The organism is Pseudomonas sp. MS15a(2019), from assembly GCF_013277805.1.
GTDB lineage: Bacteria > Pseudomonadota > Gammaproteobacteria > Pseudomonadales > Pseudomonadaceae > Chryseomonas > Chryseomonas benzopyrenica.
In genome coordinates this window covers 180,019-194,392 of record NZ_VBTN01000011.1, presented here as the reverse complement: position 1 = coordinate 194,392, position 14,374 = coordinate 180,019, and the positions used below count along the sequence as shown (strand labels likewise).

Annotated in this window: 14 protein-coding genes; 5 read left to right on the top strand and 9 right to left on the bottom strand. The window is 67.3% G+C overall.

Annotated features, from left to right (window positions below; genetic code table 11):
- Window positions 1-86: 86 nt before the first annotated feature.
- The 8 genes from bioC to FEZ61_RS18030 form a co-directional block, all read right to left on the bottom strand.
- The gene (gene bioC / locus FEZ61_RS18065; protein ID WP_173149814.1) at window positions 87-920 is read right to left on the bottom strand and encodes a malonyl-ACP O-methyltransferase BioC; all 834 of its coding nucleotides are present in this window, start codon (window positions 918-920) and stop codon (window positions 87-89) included.
- A complete protein-coding gene (locus FEZ61_RS18060) occupies window positions 901-1,626 on the bottom strand; it encodes an alpha/beta fold hydrolase (RefSeq protein WP_173149811.1) in 726 nt (241 codons plus the stop codon). Before FEZ61_RS18060 ends, bioC begins: the two co-directional genes overlap by 20 nt.
- A gap of 7 nt (window positions 1,627-1,633) precedes the next feature.
- The gene (bioF, locus tag FEZ61_RS18055) at window positions 1,634-2,809 is read right to left on the bottom strand and encodes an 8-amino-7-oxononanoate synthase (RefSeq protein WP_064309207.1); all 1,176 of its coding nucleotides are present in this window, start codon (window positions 2,807-2,809) and stop codon (window positions 1,634-1,636) included.
- A gap of 83 nt (window positions 2,810-2,892) precedes the next feature.
- Window positions 2,893-3,942, bottom strand: coding sequence for a biotin synthase BioB (gene bioB / locus FEZ61_RS18050; protein ID WP_007159868.1), 1,050 nt, complete (start codon window positions 3,940-3,942; stop codon window positions 2,893-2,895).
- A 389-nt stretch (window positions 3,943-4,331) separates the two neighbouring features.
- Window positions 4,332-5,882, bottom strand: coding sequence for a phospholipase D-like domain-containing protein (locus FEZ61_RS18045; RefSeq protein WP_173149809.1), 1,551 nt, complete (start codon window positions 5,880-5,882; stop codon window positions 4,332-4,334).
- The gene (locus tag FEZ61_RS18040) at window positions 5,879-7,159 is read right to left on the bottom strand and encodes an FAD-binding oxidoreductase (protein WP_173149807.1); all 1,281 of its coding nucleotides are present in this window, start codon (window positions 7,157-7,159) and stop codon (window positions 5,879-5,881) included. Before FEZ61_RS18040 ends, FEZ61_RS18045 begins: the two co-directional genes overlap by 4 nt.
- Window positions 7,160-7,195: 36 nt before the next feature.
- Window positions 7,196-8,005, bottom strand: a complete 810-nt coding sequence (locus FEZ61_RS18035; RefSeq protein WP_173149805.1) for a class I SAM-dependent methyltransferase — start codon at window positions 8,003-8,005, stop codon at window positions 7,196-7,198.
- Window positions 8,006-8,071: 66 nt separating this feature from the next.
- Window positions 8,072-8,560, bottom strand: a complete 489-nt coding sequence (locus tag FEZ61_RS18030) for an Lrp/AsnC ligand binding domain-containing protein (RefSeq protein ID WP_007159864.1) — start codon at window positions 8,558-8,560, stop codon at window positions 8,072-8,074.
- 157 nt (window positions 8,561-8,717) lie between these two features.
- Here FEZ61_RS18030 and dadA point away from each other — a divergent pair, with 157 nt between their 5' ends.
- The 4 genes from dadA to FEZ61_RS18010 all read left to right on the top strand — a co-directional run bounded on the left by dadA (window position 8,718) and on the right by FEZ61_RS18010 (window position 12,240).
- Entirely contained in the window at window positions 8,718-10,016 is a 1,299-nt protein-coding gene (dadA, locus tag FEZ61_RS18025; protein WP_173149803.1) for a D-amino acid dehydrogenase, read from the top strand.
- A complete protein-coding gene (locus tag FEZ61_RS18020; RefSeq protein WP_059313211.1) occupies window positions 9,991-10,347 on the top strand; it encodes a RidA family protein in 357 nt (118 codons plus the stop codon). Before dadA ends, FEZ61_RS18020 begins: the two co-directional genes overlap by 26 nt.
- Before the next feature lie 90 nt (window positions 10,348-10,437).
- Window positions 10,438-11,508: an alanine racemase gene (gene alr / locus FEZ61_RS18015; protein WP_173149801.1), complete on the top strand. Its 1,071-nt coding sequence runs from the start codon at window positions 10,438-10,440 to the stop codon at window positions 11,506-11,508.
- A 177-nt stretch (window positions 11,509-11,685) separates the two neighbouring features.
- Window positions 11,686-12,240, top strand: a complete 555-nt coding sequence (locus FEZ61_RS18010; RefSeq protein WP_064309213.1) for a cupin domain-containing protein — start codon at window positions 11,686-11,688, stop codon at window positions 12,238-12,240.
- 225 nt (window positions 12,241-12,465) lie between these two features.
- Here FEZ61_RS18010 and FEZ61_RS18005 read toward each other — a convergent pair whose 3' ends face one another.
- Window positions 12,466-13,017: a DinB family protein gene (locus tag FEZ61_RS18005; protein WP_173149799.1), complete on the bottom strand. Its 552-nt coding sequence runs from the start codon at window positions 13,015-13,017 to the stop codon at window positions 12,466-12,468.
- 148 nt (window positions 13,018-13,165) lie between these two features.
- Between FEZ61_RS18005 and FEZ61_RS18000 the strand changes: the two genes are divergently transcribed.
- Entirely contained in the window at window positions 13,166-14,143 is a 978-nt protein-coding gene (locus FEZ61_RS18000) for a glycosyl hydrolase 53 family protein (protein ID WP_231357184.1), read from the top strand.
- The last annotated feature ends 231 nt before the right edge of the window (window positions 14,144-14,374 follow it).

Sequence of the window (14,374 nt, the reverse complement as noted above, 5' to 3'; positions counted from 1 at the left end):
AAGTCTCGCGAGCTAGAGCCAAACAAGGTGAAAATGGCTGAGGAAGCGGAGTTTACGAGTGGTAAATGAGCATTCCGAAGGCATTTTCAACGCCGTTTGGCCGACGCGCAGCAGCCTTTGAACAGGCTCTTGCGCAGCAGAACGTGGATCACCTGATAGGTGGCCGGCAGGCCGGCGGGCTGGCGCAGGCTTTCATAGGCGCGGGTAAAGGCCGCCAGCCGCTGGCGCCCGGTGAGGCCCTGGGGGCGACCCTGGTTGAGGTTGTGGGCACCGATGGCCTTGAGGTGCTGGGTCAGGGCGCGCAGATCGGGGAAGTGCAGGCGTTCGGGCTCGACGTCCAGCGCCAGCACCTGCAGGCCAGTGGCCGCGGCGGCGTCGGCATAGGCCGCCTGGCGGCGGAAGCGATTGACGTGCACCTGGTCGTCCACCTGGGCCCAGCTCTGGCGCAATTCGTCGAGGGTGCCCTCGACCAGGCTGCTGAAGGCCAGTACACCGCCCGGGCGCAGGATGCGGCGCGCCTCGGCGAGCACGGCGGGCAGGTCCGGGCACCACTGCAGGGCCAGGCTGGACAGGACGAGGTCGCAGCAGGCGTCGCGCAGCGGCAGGCGTTCGGCGTCGGCGGTCAGGTAGTGGCGGGCGCCGGCGCCTTGCGTACGGGCGTGGCGAAGCATGCCGGGGGCCAGGTCGAGGGCCAGACCTTCCGCCTGTGGATGGCACCGGGCCAGGGCCCGGCTGCAATAGCCGGTGCCGCTGCCCAGGTCCAGCCAGCGTTGCGGGGCCTGGAGGGGCAGCCGACTGAGTAGGCGATCGGCGACCCGACGTTGCAGCAGGGCGGCGCCGTCGTACTGCGCGGCGGCGCGGGAAAAGGACAGCGCCACCTGGCGCTTGTCGGGCAATACGTCAGCCATCGCGTCCTGCATAGATGAATTCACGGATACGGGTGGCCACCTCGTCCGGGCGCTCCAGCGGCAGGCCATGGCTGGCATGTTCCAGCACCTCGACCTGGGCGGTGGGCAGCTCGTCGCTCAAGGCCTGGGCGGCGGTAGCCGGGACCAGGGCGTCATGGGCACCGAACAGGTGCAGCTGGGGACCGCTGAAGGCCTGCAGGGCGGCGCGGGTGTCCAGGCGGGCGAGCAGCTCCAGACCGGCGATGACCGCCTCGGGATCGACCTCGGGCAGGGTCACCTGCAACTGGCGGGCGAGGGTGCGGCTGTCGCGCGCGCCCTGGGCCACCAGCAGGGTGAAGCGCTTGAGGGTCAGCTCGGCGTCCAGCGAGCAGGCCTCGAAGAAATCGGTGAAGACGCTGCGCGCCATGGCGGTCTGCCAGCCGGCGCGGGCGACGAAGCAGGGATTGCTGGCCAGGGTGATGAGACCGTGCACGCCCTCGGGGCGGCGCAGGGTGAATTCGCTGGCGAGCATGCCGCCCAGCGACCAGCCGCCCAGCCAGACGCCCTCGGCGATGCGGGCTTCCAGGTCGGTGAACCAGTCCTGGGTGTCGGCCAGGGTTGGCAGCGGCTCGATCAGGACGTCGAGAAAGGGTGCCTGCTCGACGAGTTCGTCACGCAGGGGTTCCAAGGGAGCATTGCCCAGGCCCCAGCCGGGCAGCAAGATCAGGGTATCGCGCATGGGTCGGTCACTTATCCGCGTCGGGCGGTAATTCGGCCATGGCCTGGGCCAGAGCGTCGAGCAAGAGGTCCACGTGCGCTTCGCGATGGGCCGCCGTCAGGGTTACCCGCAGGCGGGCACTGCCGGCCGGTACGGTGGGCGGTCGGATGGCGGTGACCAGGATCCCGCGTCGGCGCAGGGCGGCGGAGAGTGCGAGGGCGCGCGCGCTGTCGCCGACCAGGATCGGCTGGATCGGCGTGGCGCTGAGCATAAGGTCCAGGCCGAGAGCCGTCGCGCCCCTGCGGAATCTCTGGATCAAAGTGTGCAGAAGCTCACGGCGCCAGCCCTCTTCGCGGACGAGCTGCAGGGCGGCCAGGGTGGCGCAGGCCACCGCCGGCGGCTGGCTGGTGGTGTAGATGTAGGGGCGGGCGAACTGGATCAGCGTCTCGATCAGTTCCTCGCTGCCGGCGACGAAGGCCCCGGCGGTGCCGCAGGCCTTGCCCAGGGTGCCGACCAGCACCGGGACCTGGCTCTGGTCCAGGCCGAAGTGCTCGACGATGCCGCCGCCGGTGGCGCCCAGGGTGCCGATGCCGTGGGCGTCGTCCACCAGGGTCCAGGCGCCGTGACGCTGGGCGACCTGGCAGAGCTCGGGCAGGGCGGCCAGATCGCCGTCCATGCTGAAGACGCCGTCGGTGACCACCAGGGTGTCACCCGCGGCCTTGGCCAGGCGCGTGGCCAGGCTGGCCGGATCGTTGTGCAGATAGCGGCCGAAGCGCGCGCCGCTGAGCAGGCCGGCGTCGAGCAGGGAGGCGTGGTTGAGACGGTCTTCCAGCACGGTGTCGCCACGACCGACCAGGGCGGTGACCGCCGCCAGGTTGGCCATGTAGCCGGTGGAGAACAGCAGGGCGCGCGGCCGACCGGTGAGTTCGGCCAGGGCCTCTTCGACCTGGTGGTGCGGGCCGCTGTGGCCGATCACCAGGTGCGAGGCGCCACCGCCCACGCCCCAGCGCTCGGCGCCATTGCGCAGGGCGGCGATCACCTGGGGATGATTGGCCAGGCCCAGGTAGTCGTTGCTGCAGAAGGCCAGCAGGAGCTCGCCATCCACCACTACCTCGGGACCCTGGGGCGCCTCCAGCAGCGGGCGGCGCCGATAGAGGTGCTCGGCGTGACGCTGGGCCAGGCGGGCGGCGAGATCGAAGGCCATGGGATGGGTATCTCAGTGGTCGTTAGAGCCCCTCACCCCAGCCCTCTCCCGAGGGGGAGAGGGGGAAGAACGGGGCGTGAGGGTCAGGCGGTGGCGGCGTCGTAGAAGAGCTCGCTGTTGCGCTGTTCCACCAGGGCCTGCTCGATGGCGGCTTGGTGCACCTCGTCGGCATGCTCTTCGCGGGCTTCGGGCTGGATGCCGAGACGGGCGAACAGCTGCATGTCCTTGTCGGCCTGGGGGTTGCCGGTGGTCAGCAGTTTCTCGCCGTAGAAGATGGAGTTGGCGCCGGCCAGGAAGGCCAGGGACTGCATCTGCTCGTTCATCTGCTCACGACCGGCGGACAGGCGCACGTGGGACTTGGGCATGAGGATGCGTGCCACCGCCAGGGTGCGGATGAAGTCGAAGGGATCGACGTCCTTTTCCTCGGCCAGCGGGGTGCCCTGGACCTTGACCAGCATGTTGATCGGCACCGACTCGGGGTGCTCGGGCAGGTTGGCCAACTGGATCAAGAGGCCGGCGCGGTCATCCACCGATTCGCCCATGCCGAGGATGCCGCCGGAGCAGATCTTCATCCCGGCTTCGCGGACGTAGGCCAGGGTCTGCAGGCGCTCGCCGTAGGTGCGGGTGGTGATGATGTTGCCGTAGAACTCCGGCGAGGTGTCCAGGTTGTGGTTGTAGTAGTCCAGGCCAGCGTCGGCCAGGGCGCGGGTCTGCTCCTGGTCCAGGCGGCCCAGGGTCATGCAGGTTTCCAGGCCCAGGGCCTTCACGCCCTGCACCATCTGCAGGACGTAGGGCATGTCCTTGGCGGAGGGGTGCTTCCAGGCGGCGCCCATGCAGAAACGGGTGGAGCCGATGGCCTTGGCCTCGGCGGCCGCCTCCAGCACCTTCTGCACCTCCATCAGCTTTTCCTTTTCCAGGCCGGTGTTGTAGTGGCCGGACTGGGGGCAGTACTTGCAGTCTTCCGGACAGGCGCCGGTCTTGATCGACAGCAGGGTGGAAACCTGCACGCGATTGGGATCGAAGTGCTGGCGGTGCACGCCCTGGGCCTGGAACAGCAGGTCGTTGAAAGGCTGCTGGAACAGGGCGCGGACTTCGGCAAGAGTCCAATCGTGACGCAGGGCGGTAGCGCTCATGGGAGATCCTCAAGGCATTGGACGGCCAGTACTGGAGCGAGGCCGGTGAATGCGGTCGACCTTAGCCGAAGTGTTGGTCGACTACTGCTCATAAAATGACCAATTACCGGATTTTTTGCAGGGGGATTGACCGAGTCGTAGGTTGGGTTGAGCGCCAGCGAAGCCCAACAACAGGCACCGTGCTGGTTGTTGGGCTTCGACGATGGAGCTGTCTCAGCCCAACCTACGGGCGTCCAGCCGTTGGCTCGCGTAGGTTGGGCTGAGCGGCAGCGAAGCCCAACGGGGTTGGCACGGTGCCTGTTGTTGGGCTTCGACGATGGAGCTGTCTCAGCCCAACCTACGATCCAACCCCCTCTCCCTCTGGGAGAGGGTTAGGGTGAGGGCGAAGCCTAGAGCATCCGCTCCAGCCCCACCGCCTTGACCACCCAGGCGTTGAAGCGGCGCCAGGCGCTACCGGGTTCGTGGTGCAGCACCCGGGGCTCGCCATTGCGCTCGCTGACCCACTCCAGCCGCACCTGCCCCCGGTCCTCGATACGCTTGACCGCGTAGGAGACGCTGGGGTCCATGCCCTGCAGCATCAGCTGCCGCAGGCGACCGGTGAGGGCCGGGCTGTCCACCAGCACCCCGACCTCGGTGTTCCACAGCACCGAGCGCGGATCGAAGTTGAAGGAGCCGATAAAGGACCAGCGCCCGTCGATGGCCATGGCCTTGCTGTGCAGGCTGGATTCGGATTCGCCGAAGCTGTAGGGCAGGGCGGATCGTTTCTGGTCCGGGCGGGCACGCAGCTCGAAGAGTTTGACGCCCTGGGCCAGCAGGGCCGTGCGATAGGGCGCGTAGCCGGCATGCACGGCGGGCACGTCGGTGGCTTCCAGGGCGTTGGTCAGCACCCGGACATCGACCCCTCGGGCGGCCAGGCCGCCGAGATAGGCGACCCCCTGATTCATGGGCACGAAGTAGGAGGAGACCAGCAGCAGCTCGTGCTGGGCGCCATCCAGGGTCGGTTGCAGCTGGCGGGTCAGCAGCAGCTGCCAGTCCGGCTCGTCGTCGGCCAGCACCTTGCGCGGTGCATCCCAGAACGCCTGGGCGTGAGCCCAGGTCAGCTCCTGCAGCCAGCCGTCGAGCTGGGGCGCGGTGGCATAGCGGCGCAGGCGGTTGTACAGCGCCAGGTCGCGGGTACGCTCGCTGTCGAGATAGTGGTGCAGCCGTGCGCGCAGCCGCACCAGGGCAGAGGTCGAAGGCGCGAACCAGCGCAGCCGCCGGGCCGGCTGGCTCAGGGGGCTGTTCCAGTACTGGTCGAAGCTGGTGCCCAGTTGCCGCGCCACCGGGCCAGCGGCGAGCAGGTCGAGATCGGTGAAGTTCATCTCCGGGCGGGCATCGAAGTACTCGTCGCCCAGGTTGCGGCCGCCGACGATGGCCACGCTGTCGTCGGCCAGCCACAGCTTGTTGTGCATGCGTCGATGCTGGTGGTTGAGATCCACCAGCCGACCCAGGGCCCGGGTCGGACCGGTGCTGCGGCCCAGGTGCAGCGGATTGAAGACGCGGATCTGCACGTTGGGATGGGCGGCCAGTACGGCGATCTGGTAGTCGTTGCCGTCGCTGCTGGTGTCATCGATGAGAAAGCGGATGCGCACGCCGCGATCCGCCGCCTTGAGCAGTTCGTTGACCAGCAGGCGTGTGGTCAGGCCGTCGTGGACGATGTAGTACTGGATGTCCAGGCTGCGCTGGGCCTTGCGGATCAACTCGGCGCGGGCGGTGAAGGCATCGGTGCTGGTTTCCAGCAGGCGCAGGCCCGAGAGGCCCGGGTGGGTGGCGCCGGCCGCGCGTACCTGGCTGTCCAGGACAGTGCCGGCGACCGGCAGGACTTTGGAGGCTTGGCGCGGGATAGGCGTGGCGCAGCCGGCCAGCAGCGCCAGCAGCAGGGGGACGACCAGGCGGATCACAGGCGGTCCTTGAGGCGGTACCAGAGCATGCCCAGGGCCAGCAGTGGCGAACGCAGGTGGCGACCGCCGGGAAAGCGCGCATGGGGCACCTGGGCGAAGAGGTCGAAACCGGCCGATTGGGCCAGGATCGCCTCGGCCAGCAGATGGCCGGCCAGGTGGGTGGCATTGACCCCATGGCCGGCATAGGCCTGGGCGTGGAAGACGTTGGGCTGCTCGCGCAGCCGACCGATCTGCGGCAGGCGATTGGCGCCGATGCCGATCATGCCGCCCCAGGCGTAGTCCACCCGCACGTCCGCGAGTTCGGGGAAGACCTCCAGCATCTTCGGCCTCATGTAGCCGGCGATGTCCTTGGGGTCGCGCCCGGAATAGTGGCAAGCGCCGCCGAACAGCAGGCGGCGGTCGGCGGACAGGCGGAAATAGTCCACCGCCACGTTCTGGTCGCAGACCGCCCGGTTGCCCGGCAGCAGGCGCGCGGCACGCTCGGCGGACAGCGGTTCGGTGGCGATCACATAGCTGCCAGCCGGCAGCACCTGGGCGGCGAGATCGGGTTGCAGGTCGTCGATGTAGGCGTTGCAGCAGAGCACCAGGGTGTCGGCCGAGACCCGGCCGCGGGCGGTATGCACCCGCACCTTGGAGCCGTATTCCAGGCGGGTGACCTGGCTGTCTTCGTGCAACTGCACGCCCAGCGCCCGGGCCGCGTCGGCTTCGCCCAGGGCCAGGTTGAGCGGATGCAGGTGACCGGAGCCCTCGTCCACCAGGGCACCCTGGTAGCGATCGGAACCGACCACCTCGGCCAGTTGCGCCTTGGGCACCAGTCGCAGCGGATGGGGATAGCCCAGGGCCTGGAGCGCGGCCTGTTCTTCCTGCAGGTGCTGCCAGTGGCGCGGCTTGTTGGCCAGGTCGGCGAAGCCCCAGGTGAGATCGCAGTCGATGCCGTGGCGGACGATACGCTGGCGGACCAGCTCCACCGCCTCGAAGCCCAGCCGCTTGAGCTCGCGCACCCCCTCGGCACCGATGACCGATTCGAACTGCTCGACGTCATGGCCGACGCCGCGGATCAATTGGCCACCGTTGCGTCCACTGGCCCCCCAGCCGATCCGCCGGGCCTCCAGCAGCACCACCCGGGCGCCGCGCTCGGCCAGTTCCAGGGCGGTGTTGAGCCCGGAAAAGCCACCGCCAACCACGCAGACATCGGCCTGAACCTCGCCCTCCAGGGGCGGAAAGCTCAGCGTCTGGTTGGCGGTGGCGGCGTAGTAGGAGGGCGCGTGGGGCTGCATGGAGGATAGGCGGCTGATAGGAACAAGGGGAGCATGCTAAGCCGTCGGGCGTTGTGCCACCAGGGTAAAGCTCATCGGCAACTGGGCGGCTTGGTCGCTGTAGCGGTCATAGTCGGCCTCGCGATTGGAGTGTGGATGCTCCTCCAGCCGTTGCAGAATCAGGCCGGCGTCCAGGCTGGCGGTGACGATGGCGCCCAGGGTGTGGATATGCCAGTAGCTCGTTGCGCCCTGCCCATGAGATTCGCCGTCATAGGCGATGAGCGCCTCGCTGACCAGGGGCTCACGGCGGAAGTAGCTGTAGTGGGGCAGCAGCGGCTGGTCCGCGTGGGGCTCGAACATTTCCAGGAACGGATGGGTCTCGTAGATCACCAGGCGCCCACCCGGGGCCAGCAGACCGGCCACCGCGGCGAAGAAGGCCGGCAGATCCGGCATCCAGTTCAGCACGCCGATGGTGATCAGCACCAGGTCATGCTGGCCGAGATCCTCGGGCAGCGCATAGATGTCGGCGGCTACCAACCGGGGCGTCAGGCCTGCCGCCGCGGCCAGTTGCTCGCCCTGAGCGAGGAAGGCGGGCGACTGGTCGATGCCCAGTGCGGGCCGGGCGCCGAGGGCAGCCAGGGAGAGCAGTTCGCGGGCGTTGTTGCAGCCGACCTGGGCGCAGCTCAGGCCGCGAATGTCAAGGTCGCTGAGGGTGGCGGTCAGGCAGGCATCGAGGACCGAAAAGCCCGGTTGCCGGGCCTGTTCCAGCAAGCGCGGCCAGTCCTCACCCTGGGCATGGAGCGGCGCCGACACCTCCCAGGCCTGACGATTGGCGGCGGTGATGAGCTGACGCTGGCGTGGGTCCATGGGCGGCTCCTTGGCCATCAGGCGAAAGACCGCAGCCTAGACGCCCAGCGCCGGGATCGCCAGCCCTTAGTCCGGCACCGGCAGGCTCAGGGTCTCCTTGATCTCTTCCATCACGATGTAGCTCTTGGATTCGCGCACGTGGGGCAGCTTGAGCAGGATGTCGCCCAGTAGCTTGCGATAGGAGGCCATCTCGGAGATGCGCGCCTTGACCAGGTAGTCGAATTCGCCGGAGACCAGGTGGCATTCCAGCACCTGGGGCAGCTTGAGCACGGCGCGGCGGAATTCCTCGAAGGTATCGCCGGACTTGTAGTCCAGGCTCAGTTCGACGAACACCAGCAGACCGGCCTTGAGATGCTGCGGATTGAGGCGGGCGTTGTAGCCCTGGATGATGCCTTCGCGCTCCAGGCGGCGGACGCGCTCGGTGCAAGGCGTGGTGGACAGGCCCACGCGCTCGCCCAGTTCGGTGAAGGAGATGCGGCCATCGTCCTGGAGGATGCGCAGGATGTTGCGGTCGATCTTGTCCAGCTCGCGTCTGGCCTGGTGATGGGTACGCATCGCGGAGGTCTCTGCCAAAGGGGTCTTTACCGGAAAATTACTTCGAATATAGGCAATTCTTCAGTGATTAGCACTGCGTGCGGCTTTCTATACTTGCCGTATCTGCCTTCATTCCGACGAAAGCCGGCGAAATCCTCTCACCGGCCAGGAGCTAGCGATGCGTGTACTGGTTTTGGGTAGCGGCGTCATCGGCACGACCAGCGCCTACTATCTGGCCCGTCAGGGTTTCGAGGTGGTCGTGGTCGATCGCCAGGCCGGTCCCGCCCTGGAGACCAGCCATGCCAACGCCGGTCAGGTCTCCCCTGGCTATGCCTCGCCCTGGGCTGCGCCCGGCGTGCCGCTCAAGGCATTGAAGTGGCTGTTCCAGAAGCACGCGCCCCTGGCTATCCGTCTGACCGGCGACAGCAGCCAATACCTGTGGATGGCGCAGATGCTGCGCAACTGCACCGCGGCCCGCTATGCGGTGAACAAGGAACGCATGGTGCGGCTGTCCGAATACAGCCGCGACTGCCTGGACGAGCTGCGCCAGGACACCGGCATTGCCTACGAAGGCCGCCAGCTGGGTACCACCCAGATCTTCCGCACTCAGCAGCAGGTGGAGGCCGCGGCCAAGGACATCGCCGTCCTGGAGCGTTCCGGCGTGCCCTTCGAACTGCTCGACCGCGACGGTGTGGCCCGGGTCGAACCGGCGTTGGCGGCGGTCAAGCACAAGCTGGCCGGCGGCCTGCGCCTGCCCAACGACCAGACCGGTGACTGCTTCCTGTTCACCAATCGCCTGGCCGAGGAAGCCCGCCGCCTGGGCGTGGAATTCCGTTTCGGCGCCGAGATCCAGCAACTCAGCGCCAGTGGCGACCGTATCGATGGCGTCAAGGTCGATGGCGAACTGCTCACCGCCGATCACTATGTGCTGGCTCTGGGCAGCTATTCGCCGCAATTGCTGGCACCCCTGGGCATCCGCGCGCCGGTCTATCCGCTCAAGGGCTATTCGCTGACGGTGCCCATCGTCGATGCCGCCATGGCGCCGACCTCGACCATCCTCGACGAGACCTACAAGGTCGCCATCACCCGCTTCGACGACCGCATCCGCGTCGGCGGCATGGCCGAGATCTGCGGCTTCGATCTGAACCTGGATCCGCGGCGCCGTGCGACCCTGGAAATGATCACCGGGGACCTCTATCCTCGCGGTGGCGACCTCGCCCGGGCCAGCTTCTGGACCGGCCTGCGACCCGCCACCCCGGACGGGACCCCCATCGTCGGCGCCACCCGCTATCGCAACCTGTTCCTCAACACCGGGCACGGGACGCTGGGCTGGACCATGGCCTGCGGCTCCGGTCGCCTGCTGGCCGACCTGATCGCACGCAAGCAGCCGCAGATCAGCGCCGAGGGTCTCGACATCTCCCGCTATTCCGCCACCCAGGAGTCCCCGCGCAATGCCCGTACAGCGTCTGCACACTGATCGCCGCCTGAGCGAAATCAATATCCATAACGGCACCGTCTATCTGGCCGGTCAACTGGCCGACGACTTTTCCGGCGACATCTACCAGCAGACCCGCGAGACCCTGGCCAATGTCGACAAATTCCTCGCCGAGGCCGGCAGCGACAAGGAACACATCCTGGTGGTGACCATCTTCCTGCGCGACATCGCCCTGCATTTCGAGGGCATGAATCGCGCCTGGGACGAGTGGGCCGCCCAGGGCGCCACCCCGGGTCGCACCACCGTCGAAGCCAAGCTGGCCAAGCCGGACATCCTGGTGGAGATGAACGTCATCGCCGCCGTCAAGGCGTAAGACCGCTATTCCCCCTCTCCCTCTGGGAGAGGGCCGGGGTGAGGGTGTTTCACGCCCCCCAAACTTTCCCTCTCTCTGCCGAGACCTCCCATGCGTCCCGCCCGCGCCGTCATCGACCTTGCCGCCCTGCGCCAGAATTATCGCCTGGCCCGTGAACTCTCCGATGCCCGTACCCTGGCGGTGATCAAGGCCGATGCCTATGGGCACGGCGCGGTGGCAGTGGCCAAGGCCCTGGCCAGCGAGGCTGACGGCTTCGCCGTGGCTTGCATCGAGGAGGCGCTGGAGCTGCGCGCCGCGGGGATCCGCGCGCCCATCCTGCTGCTGGAAGGCTTCTTCGGCATCGACGAATTGCCGCTGATCGCCGAGCACGATCTCTGGACGGTGATCCACGCCGACTGGCAACTGGAGGCGCTGGAGCGGACCGCCCTGGCGCGCCCGCTGCAGGTCTGGCTGAAGCTGGATTCGGGCATGCACCGGGTCGGCTTCTTTCCCCAGGACTACGCCGCCGCCTATCACCGGCTGCTGGCTAGCGGCAAGGTCAGCGGCATCGTCAAGCTCACCCACTTCGCCCGCGCCGACGAACCGGACAGCCCCGCCACCAGCGTGCAGATCGCCACCTTCCGCGCCGCCACCGAGGGCCTGCCGGGCCCCACCAGCCTGCGCAATTCCCCCGCGACCCTGGGCTGGCCCCAGGCGGCTGGCGACTGGGTGCGGCCGGGGCTGATGCTCTATGGCGTGACGCCTTTCGCCACGCCCCAGGCCGCCGCCGAGCGGCTGCAACCGGTGATGCTCCTGACCTCCCGGGTGATCGCCGTGCGCGAATTGCCGGCCGGCGAACCGGTGGGTTATGGCGCGCGCTTCGTCACCGCCGGGCCGACCCGAGTCGGGGTGGTTGCCTTGGGCTATGCCGACGGCTATCCGCGCCATGCGCCCAATGGCACCCCGGTGGCCATCGAAGGGCGTCCCGGCCAGCTGATCGGCCGGGTATCCATGGACATGCTCACCGTCGACCTCACCGATCATCCCCAGGCCGGGGTGGGCAGCGAGGTGGAATTCTGGGGCCGCCAGGTGTCGGTGGCGGACCTGGCCGAGCGCTGCGACACCATCCCCTACCAGTTGCTGTGCAACCTCAAGCGGGTACCGCGCAGCTATCGCGACTAGCCCCTGGGCGGTCTTTGGCCGCTATCCAAGCCAGGTGAGGGCGGCAAGGCCGCACGTCCGCCCTGGTGTTGTAAATCTCGAACAGCGTTGCCATGATGCCGAACACCGTGCCGCGGCACGCCTATCGCGCGTGGCCTGGCCACGTCTCACCCGCCTGCTCGAGGAGTCTTCTCCACCTTGGACGTCGGTGCCCGCCTGCAAACCATCCGTACCCTCAAGGGCCTGTCCCAGCGCGAACTCGCCAAGCGTGCCGGGGTGACCAACAGCACCATCTCGATGATCGAGAAGAACAGCGTCAGCCCCTCCATCAGCTCGCTGAAAAAGGTGCTGGCCGGCATCCCCATGTCTCTGGTGGAATTCTTTTCCCTGGACCTGGAACAGGACGCGCCGACCCAGGTGGTCTATCGCGCCAATGAGCTCATCGACATCTCCAGTGGCGCCCACACCGTGCGCATGCGCCTGGTCGGCCGCGCCCATCCCAGTCGCGCCCTGGCCTTTCTCGACGAGACCTATCCACCGGGCGCCGACACCGGCGAAGAGATGTACGCCCATGAGGGCGAGGAGGCCGGCCTGGTGGTGGAAGGCCGGCTGGAACTGACCGTGGGCGGTGAGGTGCACATCCTCGAACCGGGCGACAGCTACTACTTCGAAAGCAGCCGCCCGCATCGCTTCCGCAATCCCTTCGAAGCCCCCGCCCGGCTGATCAGTGCGACCACGCCGGCGAACTTCTAAGCACTTGCGTTATGGCGGTCGTAAGGTGGAAAACGGCGCAGCCTTTTCCACCTGGAGGCCGGTGTCCGGGGCGGCCCTCACCCCAACCCTCCCCCCGCGGGAAAGGGGGCGGTCCGAGTGGGCGCTCGAGACCGTAGGTTGGGCTGAGACAGCTCTATCGTCGAAGCCCAACATCGCCGCCACGTTGAGGCAAGGCCTGTTGGGCTGCGCGGCGCTCAACCCACGCTACGGGGCGATTCCCCACAACTCCCCTTCAACGATCCCCAACGCCGCCAGCTCCGTCCGGCGCAGCGGTTCGTCCTGGGCGAGAAAGAATTCGTCCAGTTGCGGCGGGGCGACGCCGCTGGCCAGGAGCAGGGCGTGGGCCTGGCCGCGGTGGTGCAGCTGGTGCACGAAGAGATGCTGCAGGGTGCGCAGTCGCTGTTCCCGTACCGGGCCGCTGGCGCGGGGCAGGGTGATGAATCCGGTCAGCTGCTGGGGAGCGAGGCCGCGACACAGGTCGATCAGGCGCTGGTCGCTGGCGATCTGGGCCGCACGCAGCGTCGCCAGATCAGGCCAGTCCGTGTCCTGGTAAGGCCGGGGCTGGTCATGTAGCGCATCGAGATAGAAGCGGTCGACGTCCAGCAGATGGCCGAGCAGGGCCCAGAGCGAACCAAAGAAGGCGGCGGGTTGGGCTGCGTGCAGGGCAGCGGCCGGCAATGTGGTGCAGGTGACCAGCAGGCGGTGGTTCGACCAGCGATTGTTGCAGGCCTGGGCCAGCAGCAGGTTGGCGGTCATGGGCAGGTCCTCGACACGGCGCGCGGACACCTACTGTAACGCGCCTGGTTGTGCGGGGGGTCGCAGCCTGGAGTCATCCATGATTGAGGCACTGGCGGCGCTTTGCCATGCTCCGCCGCTCTGCTGCCCACCTGCAAGGATGCGTCTGATGCCTCGAATGTCGCCCTGGTTCGGCCTGGTCGCTGCCCTGTGCCTGGGTGGCACGGTCCGGGCCGCCGAGCCTGTCACCCTGCCCGAATTGCCCTACATCCCCCTGGGGGTGGTCGGTCACGACAACAACGCCGCCTATCCCGATGCGCAGATGGAAAAGCGCCTGCAGCTGCTCGACCGCTACAACCTGCGCAGCTACCGCTCCGGCGAATTCCTGCTGCTGGATCTGCCGCGCCTGGATCGCCTGGTGGCCCTGGCCCGCCAGTACCACATCACCCTGAGGCCGGTGATCACCCAGCAACTGACCCAGGCCCAGGCCTATGCCCTGGCCAAGCGCTATGCCAACGACATCAAGATCTGGGAAATCGGCAATGAGCAGGATCACTCGCGGATCGGCGCCAGCATCCGCATCAGTCGGCTGGTGGATATCTATCGGGGCATCCGGCGCGCCTCCGACGAGCTGAACGCCGATCTCAAGACCACCATCAACGTGATGTCCTGCAATTCCTACGACACCGGGCCCAAGGCGCGCTGCCCGGGCGATCGCCTGGGCTCCATGTGGTTTCTCGATCAGGCCAAGGCCGCCGGTTTCGATTTCGACTACATCAGCTTCCACTACTACCCGCATTACCACGACCGCGGTCACTGGATGGATCTCTACCTGGGGCAGATGCGCGCCATGGCGGCCAAGTACCGGACGCAGATCTTCTACAACGAGGTCAATTGCGCGGAGATCTACAAGGGCACCACCGACGGCGGTCGGCCGGGCGATCGCAGCTGTTATGACAGCCTCGAGTACATCCTCTCCGAGCTCAATGGGCGCTATCGCGACATCGTCCGCGAGATCAACGTCTATGAACTGCTCGACGAGCCGACCCATCCGGTTGCCCATGAGCGTCACTTCGGGCTGATGTACGACCTGGATCGGCCCAAACCGGTCATGGAACTGGTCCGCCGCTATGCCGGAGCGCCTTGAGCCGCCAGAAAGCAGACAAGTCTGACTTTTGCCTGGGGATCGGATCTTTGCGTGACCAGGCAGTCAGCGACGAGTGGTAGCGAAAGTGCCATCATCGGCACCGTACATCTGGCAAAACACCGCGTTCACCCCTGCTTCGTGATGGCACGGGTTCTTCTTGGTCTAGCGCTTGCACTAGGCTTCGCAGGTGCTGGGGAAACGATCTTCCCCGGCAGTTTTCCTGCTGTACCG

Excerpts from the sequence above, each read along its gene's own strand:
- FEZ61_RS18005 (WP_173149799.1), bottom strand. The coding sequence starts at position 13,017 with ATGACCGCCAACCTGCTGCTGGCCCAGGCCTGCAACAATCGCTGGTCG.
- bioF (WP_064309207.1), bottom strand. The coding sequence starts at position 2,809 with ATGGCCTTCGATCTCGCCGCCCGCCTGGCCCAGCGTCACGCCGAGCAC.
- bioC (WP_173149814.1), bottom strand. The coding sequence starts at position 920 with ATGCAGGACGCGATGGCTGACGTATTGCCCGACAAGCGCCAGGTGGCG.
- FEZ61_RS18060 (WP_173149811.1), bottom strand. The coding sequence starts at position 1,626 with ATGCGCGATACCCTGATCTTGCTGCCCGGCTGGGGCCTGGGCAATGCT.
- bioB (WP_007159868.1), bottom strand. The coding sequence starts at position 3,942 with ATGAGCGCTACCGCCCTGCGTCACGATTGGACTCTTGCCGAAGTCCGC.
- FEZ61_RS18020 (WP_059313211.1), top strand. The coding sequence starts at position 9,991 with ATGCCCGTACAGCGTCTGCACACTGATCGCCGCCTGAGCGAAATCAAT.
- FEZ61_RS18030 (WP_007159864.1), bottom strand. The coding sequence starts at position 8,560 with ATGCGTACCCATCACCAGGCCAGACGCGAGCTGGACAAGATCGACCGC.
- dadA (WP_173149803.1), top strand. The coding sequence starts at position 8,718 with ATGCGTGTACTGGTTTTGGGTAGCGGCGTCATCGGCACGACCAGCGCC.
- alr (WP_173149801.1), top strand. The coding sequence starts at position 10,438 with ATGCGTCCCGCCCGCGCCGTCATCGACCTTGCCGCCCTGCGCCAGAAT.
- FEZ61_RS18000 (WP_231357184.1), top strand. The coding sequence starts at position 13,166 with ATGCCTCGAATGTCGCCCTGGTTCGGCCTGGTCGCTGCCCTGTGCCTG.
- FEZ61_RS18040 (WP_173149807.1), bottom strand. The coding sequence starts at position 7,159 with ATGCAGCCCCACGCGCCCTCCTACTACGCCGCCACCGCCAACCAGACG.
- FEZ61_RS18035 (WP_173149805.1), bottom strand. The coding sequence starts at position 8,005 with ATGGACCCACGCCAGCGTCAGCTCATCACCGCCGCCAATCGTCAGGCC.